Annotated in this window: 12 protein-coding genes and 1 pseudogene; 6 read left to right on the top strand and 7 right to left on the bottom strand. The window is 70.1% G+C overall.

Translation table 11 applies throughout. The annotated features are described in order from the left end of the window. Together AB0D94_RS36745 and AB0D94_RS36750 are read right to left on the bottom strand one after the other, a co-directional pair. The coding region (locus AB0D94_RS36745; protein ID WP_362061973.1) for a DUF664 domain-containing protein at positions 1-155 on the bottom strand (155 nt) is incomplete at its 3' end. Positions 156-338: 183 nt separating this feature from the next. Continuing rightward, positions 339-1,655, bottom strand: a complete 1,317-nt coding sequence (locus AB0D94_RS36750; protein ID WP_362061944.1) for an MFS transporter — start codon at positions 1,653-1,655, stop codon at positions 339-341. 89 nt (positions 1,656-1,744) lie between these two features. Here AB0D94_RS36750 and AB0D94_RS36755 point away from each other — a divergent pair, with 89 nt between their 5' ends. Further along, positions 1,745-2,725 (top strand): winged helix-turn-helix domain-containing protein, encoded by a 981-nt coding sequence (locus AB0D94_RS36755; protein WP_362061947.1) that lies wholly within the window; start codon positions 1,745-1,747, stop codon positions 2,723-2,725. Between the two features lie 105 nt (positions 2,726-2,830). On the opposite strand, the gene AB0D94_RS36760 is transcribed toward AB0D94_RS36755, so the two are convergent. Beyond that, positions 2,831-3,514, bottom strand: coding sequence for a maleylpyruvate isomerase family mycothiol-dependent enzyme (locus AB0D94_RS36760; protein ID WP_362061950.1), 684 nt, complete (start codon positions 3,512-3,514; stop codon positions 2,831-2,833). 743 nt (positions 3,515-4,257) lie between these two features. Here AB0D94_RS36760 and AB0D94_RS36765 point away from each other — a divergent pair. Continuing rightward, positions 4,258-4,776 carry a hypothetical protein gene (locus AB0D94_RS36765; RefSeq protein ID WP_362061953.1) on the top strand — a complete coding sequence of 173 codons (519 nt, stop codon included), beginning with the start codon at positions 4,258-4,260 and terminating at the stop codon, positions 4,774-4,776. A gap of 2 nt (positions 4,777-4,778) precedes the next feature. Further along, positions 4,779-5,336, top strand: a complete 558-nt coding sequence (locus AB0D94_RS36770) for a helix-turn-helix domain-containing protein (protein ID WP_362061976.1) — start codon at positions 4,779-4,781, stop codon at positions 5,334-5,336. A gap of 83 nt (positions 5,337-5,419) precedes the next feature. On the opposite strand, the gene gcl is transcribed toward AB0D94_RS36770, so the two are convergent. After that, positions 5,420-7,207 carry a glyoxylate carboligase gene (gene gcl / locus AB0D94_RS36775; RefSeq protein WP_362061955.1) on the bottom strand — a complete coding sequence of 596 codons (1,788 nt, stop codon included), beginning with the start codon at positions 7,205-7,207 and terminating at the stop codon, positions 5,420-5,422. A gap of 266 nt (positions 7,208-7,473) precedes the next feature. Between gcl and AB0D94_RS36780 the strand changes: the two genes are divergently transcribed. Both AB0D94_RS36780 and AB0D94_RS36785 read left to right on the top strand, forming a co-directional pair. After that, complete coding sequence (locus tag AB0D94_RS36780) at positions 7,474-8,331, top strand: hypothetical protein (protein WP_362061958.1); 858 nt, start codon at positions 7,474-7,476, stop codon at positions 8,329-8,331. Between the two features lie 167 nt (positions 8,332-8,498). Further along, complete coding sequence (locus AB0D94_RS36785; protein WP_362061961.1) at positions 8,499-8,987, top strand: glutathione peroxidase; 489 nt, start codon at positions 8,499-8,501, stop codon at positions 8,985-8,987. Positions 8,988-9,123: 136 nt separating this feature from the next. Here AB0D94_RS36785 and AB0D94_RS36790 read toward each other — a convergent pair whose 3' ends face one another. Both AB0D94_RS36790 and AB0D94_RS36795 read right to left on the bottom strand, forming a co-directional pair. Then, complete coding sequence (locus AB0D94_RS36790) at positions 9,124-10,824, bottom strand: AMP-binding protein (protein WP_362061964.1); 1,701 nt, start codon at positions 10,822-10,824, stop codon at positions 9,124-9,126. A gap of 116 nt (positions 10,825-10,940) precedes the next feature. Beyond that, complete coding sequence (locus AB0D94_RS36795; protein WP_362061967.1) at positions 10,941-12,140, bottom strand: winged helix DNA-binding domain-containing protein; 1,200 nt, start codon at positions 12,138-12,140, stop codon at positions 10,941-10,943. 160 nt (positions 12,141-12,300) lie between these two features. Here AB0D94_RS36795 and AB0D94_RS36800 point away from each other — a divergent pair, with 160 nt between their 5' ends. Beyond that, positions 12,301-13,470, top strand: a complete 1,170-nt coding sequence (locus AB0D94_RS36800; protein WP_362061970.1) for a magnesium and cobalt transport protein CorA — start codon at positions 12,301-12,303, stop codon at positions 13,468-13,470. Between the two features lie 203 nt (positions 13,471-13,673). Here AB0D94_RS36800 and AB0D94_RS36805 read toward each other — a convergent pair. Further along, positions 13,674-13,742 (bottom strand): annotated as a pseudogene (locus AB0D94_RS36805) (CorA family divalent cation transporter); the annotation flags it as partial.

Below are 13,742 nucleotides of genomic sequence, written 5' to 3' on the forward strand. Positions count from 1 at the left end.
GCCACGTGTTTGACCAGGCCGAGGAGGTTGGTCCCGGTCGCTGTCAAAGGTCGGCGGGCGTCGTATTCGGACAAGCCGTCGAGTTTCCAGAGCAGCACCTTGCGGTCCCGCCGCAGTCTCCCGTGCAGGTTGTCTTTCGCGAATTCATCGATCATGCGGCATGAACCTTCCATGGGCTGCTCGTGGTCTCAAGATCCCGTACGTGGTCCGCAACGGCTGGCAGAGCCGAGGCTCAGGACTCCTCACGCAATGAGCTACCGGAAATGACTGTCTGTCAGAGAGACGTGGGGGTGGGGGTGGAGTGCGTGACGGCTCGCGGCCGACCCGACCTGCGACGGTTACTGCGCAGGAGAACTACACGGATGCTGTTCGGTGCCGTTCTCTGATCCCGTTGAGCAGTTCGGGACGGGTACCGGGGAGGTGGACGGGTGCCAGGTGAGAATCCAGCCGGCGGTAAGCACCGCCGCGCCGCCTGCCAGGGCGATTGCGCCGCCTGTTCCGATGCCCGCGGCCACCGAGCCGAAGCAGGCCGGCCCGACGCCCTGCAGCGTCATGCTGCCGGAGCCGAGCAGACCGAAGGCCTGGCCCTGGCCATCCTGCGGCAGGGCGTCCAGGAACGGCCGTTGCAGGCCGAGACCGTAGGCTAATCCGAAGCCGCAGAGCAGCAGCAGACAGGACGAGACGCCCACTCCGGGCTCGGTAGCGAAGCCGACCAGCGGCAGTCCCGTCAGCACAATCAACGGGACCACCAGTCGCTCCCGGGTGGGTGGCCGTAGCAGTCGACCCACCAGCAGGTCACCGACAAGCATGCCGACCGGCAGACTGCCCATCAGCACCGCGTACCAGCCGGGCGCGAAGTGGCGTCCTCCCGCGTAGGCGACGATCAGACCTTCCGCGCCCGCTACGAACGCGAGCGGTAGCCACTGGGCCAGCATCAGTCGTCGTACCGTGCGTCCTCGCAGCAGCAGGCCGGCACCGTGCAGGCTTGCCCGGACGGCTCCGCCATCGCCCCGAGCGCTGCCGGGTGTGCCGCCGAACTCTCCCGGCTCCAGCCGGGGTAGCCGGATGCGGATGGCGAGCGCGCAGCCGAGGTAGAGGGCGGCGCTTACCGCGAGCGCCCGGTGCGGGCCGAGTACCGCGACGACCGCACCTCCCAGCGCCAGACCGAACAATTGCGCGCCAGAGGAGGCGATGTTGTTCAGTGAACGGCCCAGTACATAGGCGTCGCCCTTCAGCCACTGCGCGACCAGCCGACTCGACGCGCCGCCGAACACCGGTGTGGCGAGGGCGACCAGTGCCACGACACCGAGGCTTGCCGCGATCGGCACCTGCACCAGGGCGAGCAGCAGTGCGGCGGCGCACTCCAAGGCGTAGCCGCCGGCGATGAGCGCGCGGGGCGGCAGTTGGTCGGCCAGTGAGCCCAGCAGCAGCGAGCCGAACAACTGCGGGAGAAAGCCGATGCCGAAGGCCAGTGCGCTCAACAGCGCGGAGCCGGTGGCCGCGAAGACCAGCACCGAGAACGTGGTGATCCGCAGCGAGCCCGCAGTGATCGCGACGGCGCGGGTCGAGAAGAGCAGCCGGAATCGCGGCTCGGCCAGCACCTCCCGGTAGGTGGCACGGTGGTTGCCCTGCGCGGGTTCGGCGGTTGGGGTCATGACGCCCAGCCTCGCCGTGCGCCCACGCCACTCACCAATGATTCGTCGCTGGACGAATCGGAACAGACGTCCGGCGGTAGCATCGCAGGGTGCTCCGCTTCGAAGTCTCCGTCGAGGACCTGCTGCGCAGCCGCTTCGCGCTGTCGCCCGCGATGGACCTCTGCTTACTGCTACGCTCGCTCGCCGGCCAAGACCGGCCGCTGCCGCGAGCCTGGGCGACCCGGCTCCTGCCGGCCTTTGAACGGCTTCGCCGCGAGACCGACCTGGACGCCGCCCTCACCCTGCACACGCCGCAATCCGGACCGAACTTCGTCGCCCCGCCGCCGCGCGGCATCAACCAGACCTGGGCAGACGACCTGGCCATGATCCGGGCCACACCACTGGAAGCGGCCCGCCACGAATTCGCCACCAGCGCGGCCGGCCCGTCCGCCCATGATCCTCGCGTACGCGCAGTGCTGGACTCCACGGACGCCGTCTCCAGGATCGCCGAGGCGATGGACCAGGCGTGGCACGAGCTGCTCGCCACGGACTGGCCGCAACTGCGCGCGATCTGTGAGCGCGATGTCGTGCACCGGGTGGGTCTGATCGGCGAACACGGATGGGCCACGACCATCGAGAGCCTGCACCCGAGCATCGCCTGGCGCGCCGGCGGTATCGAGATCGGCTTCTTCCCCCCAGTGGGAAACGTCCGCCTCGCCGGCGACGGGCTACTGCTGATCCCTTCGGTCTTCGTCGGGAATATCGCCGCCCACCTGGAAGACCCCTGGCCCAGGACCTTGGTCTATCCTGCCCGCGGCACCGCCGCCCTGTGGGGCGAACAGGCGACCGTCCCCCAACCGGACGCGCTGACCGCTCTGGTCGGCCGGGCCCGAGCCCGGCTGCTGTTGGCGCTGGACGCCCCGGCCAGTACCAGCCACCTCGCACGAAGCCTCGCCATGGCACCCGGCGCGGTGGGAGACCACCTCGCCATCCTGCGAGGCGCGGGGCTGCTCGTCCGCGCCCGGTCCGGACGGTCGGTGCTCTACCGGCGAACCCCGCTCGGCGAGGCGCTGGTCGCCGGTTCGGGCTGAGGCTCAGATCAGCACTGTTTTTTGAGGCGCCGCCAGCAGATGATTGCGCAGCCGATCATTCCGAGCTCTGTCGAGGGATGATCTTGTTGCAGCGGAGCGCAGGTGTCAGCCCAGGGCGAGCCATCGGATGCCGAGCTGTTCGATCTGCGCGGCCTCCGATTCGTCCAACGGCTCGCGGCCGGTGGCTTTGCGCAGGAAATGCGGCTGGCTCCAACCCAATTTGTCAGCGGCCGCCATCTGCTCTGCGCCGAGAAGCAGCTCCAGCACGGCGTCACCGGCTGACGAGGTGAGCCAGGGTTCGCGTCGGAGTGCATCAGCCAGGTCGAGGCCGTGGACAGCGACTTCGACGACTCGGGTGAGCAGGAACTCAGACAAGAGCATGGCGTCACCATGACGCGTCCAGACGGTACGGCTGGCCGGCTGGACCCGGCACAGCCGGTCGACCCGCCGCCAGGTCGCGGTGAAATCCTCGGCGAACGCGGCACCATCAGCCGGCTCTGCTGCCCGGTCCTGAGCCAGAGCGATCCGGGCACCGTTGGTCTGGGGTGAAAAGCGGTCGTCCGGACGGTAGTAATCCGCAGCGGAAATCGTGGCCGCACCCGGGGCTGGCGCGTTCAGCATGCCCGGAAGCCAATCGATCACGACGCACACGTGCCCGATCAGGTCGCGTACGGTCCACGGGGTGCAGCGTGTCACGATGCTCCACTCAGCTTCGGACAGTCCTGACACGGCATCAGTGAGCGCCCCGGATTCCCGACGAAACGCTTCGAGCACACGGTCTTGATCCATGCCGGTGACGCTACCAACCGGGCGCCTTCAGGCACCCGGTTGGCCATGACCCGGAGCTCAGCACGCAGGATTCTCAACGGCGCAGACCCGTCCGCCGATATGCGTCGTCCCGTCAGAGCCGGGGGCCGCGTGATCTGCGACCCGCTGCCCTGGGTGACCGCAACAGCCCGCCCCAACCGGTCCCGGCGAGCAGGAGCGCTGCCGCGCCGGGGCCCGCATCGACCGCAGCCGGTCGCGATCTCGTACGAGTCCTGGCGCAGGGCCCGGATGCTGGTGATCAGGTCCCGCCACGGTTCGTACGCGGCGTCCACACGCTCGCCAGAGGCCTCCAGGTAGGCGACAGCCGACCTTGAGGCGGTCCCTGGTCGTGTCATCGATCTTCACGCTGGTATCCGCCATGCGACCGAGTACCCGTCTGACCTCGGCCCCGGGCATCAATGGGACCGCGGTTGGCGCCGAGATGGAGCACGTTCTGTGAGCCGGTCCGGAGAGGCATGACCGTGTCTTTCCGGGCGTTGACCCGGCCCGCCCGGCCCGCGCATGCCCGCCGTCCCCGTTCGTTGGTCGATGGACGCGTGCGCTGGTTTGGTCCCCCAAGGCGGGCCGGCACAGTCCGCGGCCCCCCGAGTCCGCGCTCTGGCGTCGGGGTGTGGGGGTACTGGAGCAGGGCCGGCAGGCCTACAACCGGTGCCGGCCTGCCCTTGTCTCTGGGCCCGTGTGGCAACCGCTGTGGAGGTACACCCATGTCCGCGAACAGGTGGACGGATGAGCTGCTCGATCCTCAGAGGAAGGCCGGTGATCCGCTCGCGGACACGGCCATCGAAGAGATCTACGCGCTCGGGCGCCAGGACGAGGTCCGCCAGTCCCTCCTCGCCCGGGACAACAACACGGGCGCCGTCCCCGCCGAGCTGCCACCCCGGCTCCAGGAGTACTTCGCCCGCAGCGCGGAGCTTCCCGCCTGGGCGGACCAGGCACTGATCGCGCGGGGACAGGGACTGCTGGGCCGCTACCAGGGCCACATCGTGACCACGCTTCTGTGCGGGTCCCTGCCGCTGTGCTACAGCTGTGCGGACGGTGCGCAGGTCCTCTACCGGTCGACGCGCCTGACGCAGGGCGTGTTCCGCAGGCTGATGGAGACCGCGCAGTTCGTCGTGGATGTCCTGGAGACGGGCGGCCTGGGTCCGCAGGGACGAGGGGTGAGCTCGGCGCAGAAGATCCGGTTGCTGCACGCCACGATGCGTTGGCCGACCGCCAGGCGTTGATCTTGGAAGCAGCCGTACGGGTCATCTCGCGCAACGGCGTCAGAGGCCTGCGCGTCGAGGAGCTCGCGGCCGAGGCCGGGGTCTCCACCGCCCTGATCTACTACCACTTCAAGGACCGCGCCGGCCTGATCCAGCGCACGCTCGCCTTCATCAGCGACCGCGCCACCGGCTACACCGACGAGGCCGTGCGGAACACCGAGGACGCGCGCACCGTCCTCCTCCAACTGCTGCTCAGCGAACTCCAGGACACCCCCCGGGTGCGCGAGAACAGCACCGCCTGGGGCGAACTGCGGGCCAGCGACATCTTCGACACCGACCTGCGCGAGACCCTCGCCGCGTCCACGCGCTCCTGGTCCCACGACACGGCCGAGGCGATCTCGGACGCCCAGGCCGCCGGCCTCGCCGACCTGCACGTCACCCCCCTGGACGCGGCCGACCGTCTGACCGCCCTGGTGGAGGGACTGAGCGAGCGCTGGCTGAGCGGCTCGCTGACCCTGCACCGGGCCCGCGAACTGCTCACCGGCGCGGTGGACGCGGAGCTCGGCCCCCGCCCCGCGTAGACGCACACGCACGACGGCCCCCGCCGCTCCTTCCGGAGTGACGGGGGCCGCCGCGTACTGCCAGACCTGTGGTCAGGCGTCGATCAGACCTTGAGGGACTTGATCGCGGTGGGGGCGTGGCCGGGCTCGGTGGCCAGCTCCTCGAACTCGGTGACGTCGCTCATGTCGACCGTCTTGCTCATCGAGATGTTGGTGACGCGCTCCAGGATGGCCTCGACGACGACCGGGACCTGGAACTCCTGGGCCAGCTTCTTGGCCTGCTCGAAGGCCGCACCCAGCTCGTTCGGGTCGGTGACGCGGATGGCCTTGACGCCCAGGCCCTCGGCGACCTTGACGTGGTCGACGCCGTAGACGCCCAGCTCCGGGGTGTTGATGTTCTCGAACTCGAGGTTGACCTCGAAGTTGATCCCCAGACCGCCCTGCGCCTGACGGATCAGGCCCAGGTAGGCGTTGTTCACGAGGACGTGGACGTACGGGACCTTGTGCTGCGCGGCGACCGCGAGCTCCTCGATCATGAACTGGAAGTCGTAGTCGCCCGAGAGCGCGACGATCGGGGTCTCCGGGTCGGCGGTGGCGGCACCGATCGCGGCCGGGATCGTCCAGCCGAGCGGGCCGGCCTGGCCGCAGTTGATCCAGTGGCGCGGCTTGAAGACGTGCAGCATCTGCGCGCCGGCGATCTGGGAGAGGCCGATGGTGGTGACGTAGCGCGTCTCCGGGCCGAAGGCCTTGTTCATCTCCTCGTACACGCGCTGCGGCTTCATCGGGATGTTGTCGAAGTGCGTGCGGCGCTGGAGGGTGGCCTTGCGCTCCTGGCCCGAGGCGGCCCAGGCGGAGAAGTCCGGCAGCTTGCCCTCGGCCTTGAGCTCCTTGGCGACCTCGATGAAGAGCTCCAGGGCGGCCTTGGCGTCGGAGGCGATGCCGAAGTCCGGGGCGAAGATCTTGCCGATCTGGGTGGGCTCGATGTCGACGTGGACGAACTTGCGGTCGCCGAGGTACGCGTCGAGGTTGTAGCCGGTGTGACGGTTGGCCCAGCGGTTGCCGATGCCGAGGACGAAGTCCGACTCCAGGAAGGTCGCGTTGCCGTAGCGGTGCGAGGTCTGGACGCCGACCATGCCGGCGCTCAGCTCGTGGTCGTCGGGGATGACGCCCCAGCCCATCAGGGTGGAGATGACCGGGACGCCGGTCAGCTCGGCGAACTCGACCAGCAGGTCGGAGGCGTCGGCGTTGATGATGCCGCCACCGGCGACGATCAGCGGACGCTCGGACTCCAGCAGGAACTGGAGGGCCTTGGCGGCCTGGGCGCGGGAGGCGCGCGGCTTGTAGACCGGCAGCGGCTGGTAGGTCTCCGGGTCGAACTCGATCTCGGTCAGCTGGACGTCGATCGGGAGGTCGATCAGGACCGGGCCAGGACGGCCGGAGCGCATCAGGTGGAAGGCCTCCTGGAACACGCCCGGGACCTGCGCGGCCTCCAGGACGGTGGTGGCCTTCTTGGTGACCGGCTTGGCGATCGAGGCGATGTCGACGGCCTGGAAGTCCTCCTTGTGGAGCTTCGAGACCGGAGCCTGACCGGTGATGCACAGGATCGGGATCGAGTCCGCGATCGCCGAGTACAGGCCGGTGATCATGTCGGTGCCGGCGGGGCCGGAGGTACCGATGCAGACACCGATGTTGCCCGCCTTGGCACGCGTGTAGCCCTCGGCCATGTGCGAGGCGCCCTCGACGTGGCGGGCCAGCGTGTGGTTGATGCCGCCCACGTTCTTGAGCTCGCGGTAGAACGGGTTGATCGCAGCGCCGGGCACGCCGAAGGCTTGCGAAACGCCCTCGAGCTTGAGGATCTCCACTGCAGCGGCGGCGGCTGTCATACGGGGCATCGAGTTCTCCTGCGGGTCCGACGGTCAGGCTTTTCCGTAATCCGGAAGTTTTGTTCTGCTATACGGAACAAGCTAAGCGGCAGTTCCTCGCACGTCAAGGCGCTGCGGCACCCCGGAACCCACCAAAAGCCGCGCCTTGAACGGTCAGTCACACAAATTGGCCGTGCCTCCGGCCGGAAACCACGGGAATCCGAGGACTGGCTCCCCCGGCCGTGGCCGGTGGTGGAGCATGGACCTACGCACAGCGACGAGGAGGTCCGGGTCTCATGGCGGAAGCGGTACCGGTGCGCTGCCCGGCGTGCCTGCGCGAGAACAGCTACACCTCCCCGGTCTTCCCCTGTGCCTGCGGGAGCCCGGTCGTCCCGCCGCTGGATCTGACGGCGCCGCCGGAGCCTCTGACGCATCGCACGTGGTCGGACGCCTGGGTGGCCGTGCGGTGCACGAGCTGCGGGCGGGAGAGCGAGTGGCCGCACCCGGAGCTGGGCTGCGGCTCCTGCGGGACGGTGGTGCGGATCGCGGTGCATCCCCTGGAGGCGGCCGAGCCCGCCGAGCCGGGGCGGATGGGCGCGGGGCAGCGCGACCCGGGGCGGCGGGCTCCGGGGCGGACGGGGCCGCAGGGGGCTCAGCCCGCCGGCGGCGCGGGTGGTGTGGACGGCACCCGGGACGGGGCCCGGGACGGGGCCGCCGGAGCTGCGTCCGGACAGCTCCCCGGGGAGGCGGAGGCAGTCGCTCCAGCGCGGCCCGCCTTCCGCCCGGTGACCATCCGGACGGCCCGTGACGCCGTGGCCACCGCCGCGCTGTACCTGCGCTGGCTCGGGTTCCAGGACGTACGGCAGCCCGACGGGCGGCCGATCCCCTCCGCGGCCGTGGACCTGCGGGCTCCGGGACTGGTCGCCCAGGTGGACCCGACCACCGCACCGGCCGGGCTGCGGGCGGTGGAGTGCGTCTGGCTGAACGGACTTACAGCTTCCGCGACCAGCGTCTACTTCTCGCTCGCCGGATACACGGAGGACGCCCGCACCCGCGCGAACGACCTGGGGATACCGCTGTTCGTCATGGACCTCACCGGCATGCCGCTGCCGGTCAACGACCCGGCGGACGAGCTGATCGGTTCCGGGGCCTGAGGAGGGCGAGGGACAAGAGGAGTGCGAGGGGTGCGCGGGTGTCCTGCCGGTCAGGCGGTCAGGCGGTCAGGCCGGACACCCCGGGCCCGGCACGACCGACGGGGCACCCCTTAGGCTCGGAGGCGTTAACCGCTACTTGTTAGCCGCCCTTCCTGCCGAGGAGCCCGATGAGCCTCTACGACATCCCGCTGACCACCCTGTCCGATGAGCCCACCAGCCTCGCGGCCCACAAGGGCAAGGCGATCCTGATCGTGAACACCGCCTCGCAGTGCGGGCTCACCCCCCAGTACTCGGGGCTGGCCCGCCTGCAGTTCGCGTACGAGGCGAAGGGCTTCACCGTGATCGGCGTGCCCTGCAACCAGTTCGGCGGGCAGGAGCCCGGCAACGCGGAAGACATCCAGACGTTCTGCGCGGCCGGCTTCGGCGTCACCTTCCCGATCCTGGAGAAGTCCGAGGTCAACGGTGAGAACCGGCACCCGCTGTACCAGGAGCTGGTGAAGACCCCGGACGCCGAGGGCGAGGCCGGGGACATCCTGTGGAACTTCGAGAAGTTCCTGATCTCCCCCGCCGGTGAGGTCGTGGCCCGTTTCCGCCCGCGCACCGAGCCCGAGGCCCCCGAGGTCGTCGCCGCGATCGAGGCGCACCTGCCCGCGTAAGGACCGGCGTACGGGACCTCGTGCGGGGTCCCGCACAGGATTCCCGCACGGGGCCCGCACAGGGATCCCGTACGAGGCCGCGCACGGAATGCCGTACGAGGTCCCGTACGGGATCCCGTACGGCGCCGGCCCGGGGTCAGCCGAGCTCGGACTCCTCGTACTCCCCCGCCGAGCCGGCCGCCGTGAGGTCCCGCAGCTCGACCCGGCGGATCTTGCCGGACACGGTCTTCGGGAGCTCCGCGAACTCGATGCGGCGGATCCGCTTGTACGGGGACAGCACAGCGCGGGAGTGCTCGAACAGCGCCCGGGCCGTCTCCGGCCCGGGCTCCCAGCCCGCGGCGAGCGTCACGTACGCCTTCGGGACGGCGAGGCGCAGCGCGTCCGGGGCGGGGACGACCGCGGCCTCGGCGACGGCCTCGTGCTCCAGGAGGGCGCTCTCCAGCTCGAACGGGCTGATCTTGTAGTCGGAGGCCTTGAAGACGTCGTCGGCCCGGCCGATGTAGGTGAGGTACCCGTCGGCGTCGCGCGAGGCGATGTCGCCGGTCCGGTAGAGCCCGTCCGCCATCGCCTCGGCCGTGCGCTCCGGGTCGTCGCGGTAGCCCGTCATCACCCCGGCCGGCCCGGTGCGCAGGTCCACGCACAGCTCGCCCTCGTCGGGGGACTCCTTGCCGGTGACCGGGTCGACGAGCACGATCTTGTAGCCGGGCGCCGGACGTCCCATGGAGCCGGGCTTGACGGGCACACCCGGGAAATTGCCCACCTGGAGGGTGGTCTCCGTCTGCCCGAACCCGTCGCGGATGGTGATGCCCCAGGCCGCGCGGACCTTCTCGATCACCTCCGGGTTGAGCGGCTCCCCGGCGGCGACGGCCTCGCGCGGGGGCGTGGCCAGCTTGGTGAGGTCGGACTGGATCAGCATCCGCCACACCGTGGGCGGGGCGCAGAAGGTGGTCACGCCGTGCCGGTCCATCTCGGCCATCAGCCGTTCGGCGTCGAAGCGCGCGTAGTTGTGGACGAAGACGGTGGCGCCGGCGTTCCAGGGGGCGAAGAGGTTGGACCAGGCGTGCTTGGCCCAGCCGGGCGAGGCGATGTTGAGGTGCACGTCGCCGGGGCGCAGGCCGAGCCAGTACATGGTGGACAGGTGCCCGATGGGGTACGAGGCGTGCGTGTGCTCTACGAGCTTGGGGTGGGCGGTGGTGCCGGAGGTGAAGTACAGCATCAGCGGGTCGGTGGCGAGGGTCTCGCCGTCGGGAGTGAAGTGGGCGTCGGCGGCGTACATGTCCTCCAGCCGGCGCCAGCCGGACGGGACCTCCGGGCCGGCCGCGATACGGGTGTAGCCGCCGGGCACCTCGTCGAACTTGGCCGTGTCCTCGGCGCGCGCGATGACGTGGCGTACGTGACCGCGCTCGATCCGGTCGCGCAGGTCGGCGGCGCCGAGCAGCGGGGTGGCGGGGATGACGACGGCGCGCAGCTTCATCGCGGCGAGCATGACCTCCCACAGCTCCCGCTGGTTGCCGAGCATGACCAGGACCCGGTCACCGGCTGCGACTCCCTGGCCCCGCAGCCAGTTGGCGGCCGCGTCCGACCGTACGGCCAGCTCCCCGAAGGAGACGCTCCGGCTGGTGCCGTCCTCCTCGACGATCCGCAGGGCGTCCGCGCCGTTGCCGGCGGCGATGCGGTCGAACCAGTCCAGGGCCCAGTTGAAGCGGTGCGGGCGGGGCCAGGTGAATCCGGCGTGGGCGGCCTCGTAGTCCCCTCGGCGCTCCAGCAGGAAGTCCCGCGCGGCCAGGAACTCGCCGGCGGCGCTGTCTCGGGTGCTGTTCTGCGTGCTTTCGGTCATGCCAGGCATCGTGCCGTGTCCGGCGAAAGGACCACTAGAGCGGCGTCAGCCGGGAGTTGACCGGTCCCCGTCGTAGCACGAGAGCCATTGCCCGCCGTCGGCGGCCACGAAGGCCATCAGGGCTTGACCACCCCGAAACGCACGGACCCTGCGGCAGCAGGCTCGGTGGCCTCGACGCTCTCACTCGTCTCGACGCCCTCACTCATGTCGACGCCCTCACTCATGTCGACGCCCTCGCTCATGTCGACGCGCTCGCTCATCACGGCGATCATCCGCTCCCCTTCGGCGACGATCTCCTCCTCCGCCGCCTTCGGGACCGGGCCGAACAACTCGACGGTGAGCACCCGGTCCTGGAGCTTCCACAGACCGGCGAGGAACCCGTCGACCAGCAGGGTGCAGTGGGACTGGTTCCCCGTCCAGGTGCGGCCCTTGATCTCGGGGGGCACCACGCGGCCGCGGTCGGCGTGCGAGAGCAGCAGATTGTCGAACTCGGGGAGGAAGCGGGGCGGCGCCGGGGTGTCCGCGTCGGGGCGGGGTGCGTCGGGGAGATCGAAGAGCTCCACGCCGTTCTCGTCCTGGAATACGGCCAGTCCCGGCCGCAGCCGTTCGAAGGCCTCGCGCAGCCGGGTCAGGCCGGCCCAGACCTGCATGTCCTTGACGGAGGCGGGCCCGAAGGCGGCGAGGTAGCGCAGCACGACCTCGTCCACGGGCTGCGCCTGGCCGGCGGCCTTCCCCAGCCACCGCTCCACGGTGGTGAGCCGGACCTGCCCGCTGCGCCCCCACACCCCGCGGGGCGTGACCTGCACGAGCGGCAGCCGGCAGCGGGCGGCGACGGACAGCGACGGCGGGTCGGCCTCGGGCCACTCCTTGAGCAGCTCCTCCCGGATCTCGCCCATGGTGCGCGGTTCGCTCTCGACGAAGGCGCGGGCAAGCTCGCCGAGGCGCTCCAGGTCCACCCCGGCCAGGCCCTTGCGGAAGTAGTTCACCTCGCGGTCGCGGGCCGGCTGGACGAACGGCCGCAGGGTGAGGGCGTCGTCGGCGGTGTGCGTGTGGATGGTGGAGCGCATGGTGACCATCCGGACCACCTCCCGGGACTCCATGAGCCCGGCCAGCTCGGCGGGCCGGAATCCGGCGAGGCGGGCGTGGAGCTGGAAGTAGGGCGGCTTCACATTCTGCGCCTGGAGTCCGAGGAGGTGGGACACGGCGTCCCGCGCGGACATCTCGGCGCGGCTGAGCAGCAGCTGGCGGGCGAGTGTGGCGCGGTTCAGCGCGCGGGTGCCGAGTACGGGATGCGGATGCGTCGTCCTGGAGGCCATGACAGCAAACTAATCCCCCTTGCGGACATCTTCTGTCCGCAAGGGGGAGTGTCCTCCCAGCGCCCGCACCCTGTGCGCGGGAGACCGACCCGATGCCCCTTTCCCCCATATATCCTGCCCCTTGCCCGTAAACACACGTTCGACCGGGAGCAGACCTGCGATGTCGGAGCGCCCAGACCACCGCCACCGCCCCTCGCCGTCCGAAAGGCGCACGGGATGGCGCCGTCCCGCCTCTCCGCCGGTCACCCCTCCGGCGGGACCGCCGCCGTCCCCGCAGCCCGCGCCCCCGTCCCCCGCTCCGCCGAACCACCGCAGCGTGATCGACTCCGCGGTCTACCGCGACGGCCGCCGGGTCGCCTCCCCCACCACCCTGGCCGACACCTTCCGTCAGCTGCGCGAAGCGCCCGACGGCATGGCCTGGATCGGCCTGCACCGTCCCACCAAGCCCGAACTTCACTCCCTGGCCGGTGAGTTCAACCTCCACGAACTCGCCGTCGAAGACGCCCTGGAGGCCCACCAGCGCCCCAAGCTGGAGCGGTACGGAGACACCCTCTTCGTCGTCCTGCGCGCGGCCCGCTACCTCGACGCGCAGGAGGAGGTCGAGTTCAGCGAGCTCCACATCTTCGTCGGCCCGGACTTCCTGATCACCGTCCGCCACGGCGGCGCCCCGGACCTCTCCAGCGTCCGCCGCCGCATGGAGGAGACCCCGGAGCTCCTCCGACTGGGCCCGGAGGCCGCCCTGTACGCCATCCTCGACGCGGTGGTCGACGGCTACGCCCCGGTCGTCGAGGGCGTCCAGACGGACATCGACGAGATCGAGACCGAGGTCTTCCGCGGCGACCCGGCGGTGTCCCGCCGCATCTACGAACTCTCCCGCGAGATGGTCGAGTTCCAGCGCGCGACCCGCCCCCTGGTCGGCATGCTCCACGGCCTGATGGCCGGCTTCGCGAAGTACGGCACGGACGAGGAACTCCAGCGCTACCTCCGCGACGTCGCCGACCACGTCACCCACACCAGCGAACGCGTGGACGGCTTCCGCCAGGCCCTCACAGAAATCCTGACGGTCAACGCCACCCTGGTCTCCCAACAACAGAACGCCGAAATGCGCGCCCTGGCAGAAGCCGGCTTCGAACAGAACGAGGAGATCAAGAAAATCTCCTCCTGGGCCGCCATCCTCTTCGCACCCACACTCGTGGGAACCATCTACGGCATGAACTTCGAGACCATGCCGGAACTCCGCTGGGCCGCCGGCTACCCCTTCGCGATCCTGCTGATGGCGGTCGTCTGCGTCAGCCTGTACGTCATCTTCAAGAAGCGCGACTGGCTGTAGACCGCACAGCAGCACCATTGATCAACTTAGCTCCTGCGAACTCCGAGAAGCGGCCCGCAGGACCCCCTGGGGAGAATCTGGGGAGAATCCGCAGCCCACCCATGCCGGGCGCTCCCCCGGACCTTGGGGCCAGCCCTCCCGCACCGCCGACCACCTTCGACGGCACGCGATTGCGGAGGGTCGCGACAACGGGTGGCACAGCAGAGTTCCGGCATGGTCTCGAAGTTCATGCCGTAGATGGTTCCCACGAGTGTGGGTGCGAAGAGGATGGC

It is taken from the genome of Streptomyces sp. NPDC048255, assembly GCF_040652415.1.
Taxonomy (GTDB): domain Bacteria; phylum Actinomycetota; class Actinomycetes; order Streptomycetales; family Streptomycetaceae; genus Streptomyces.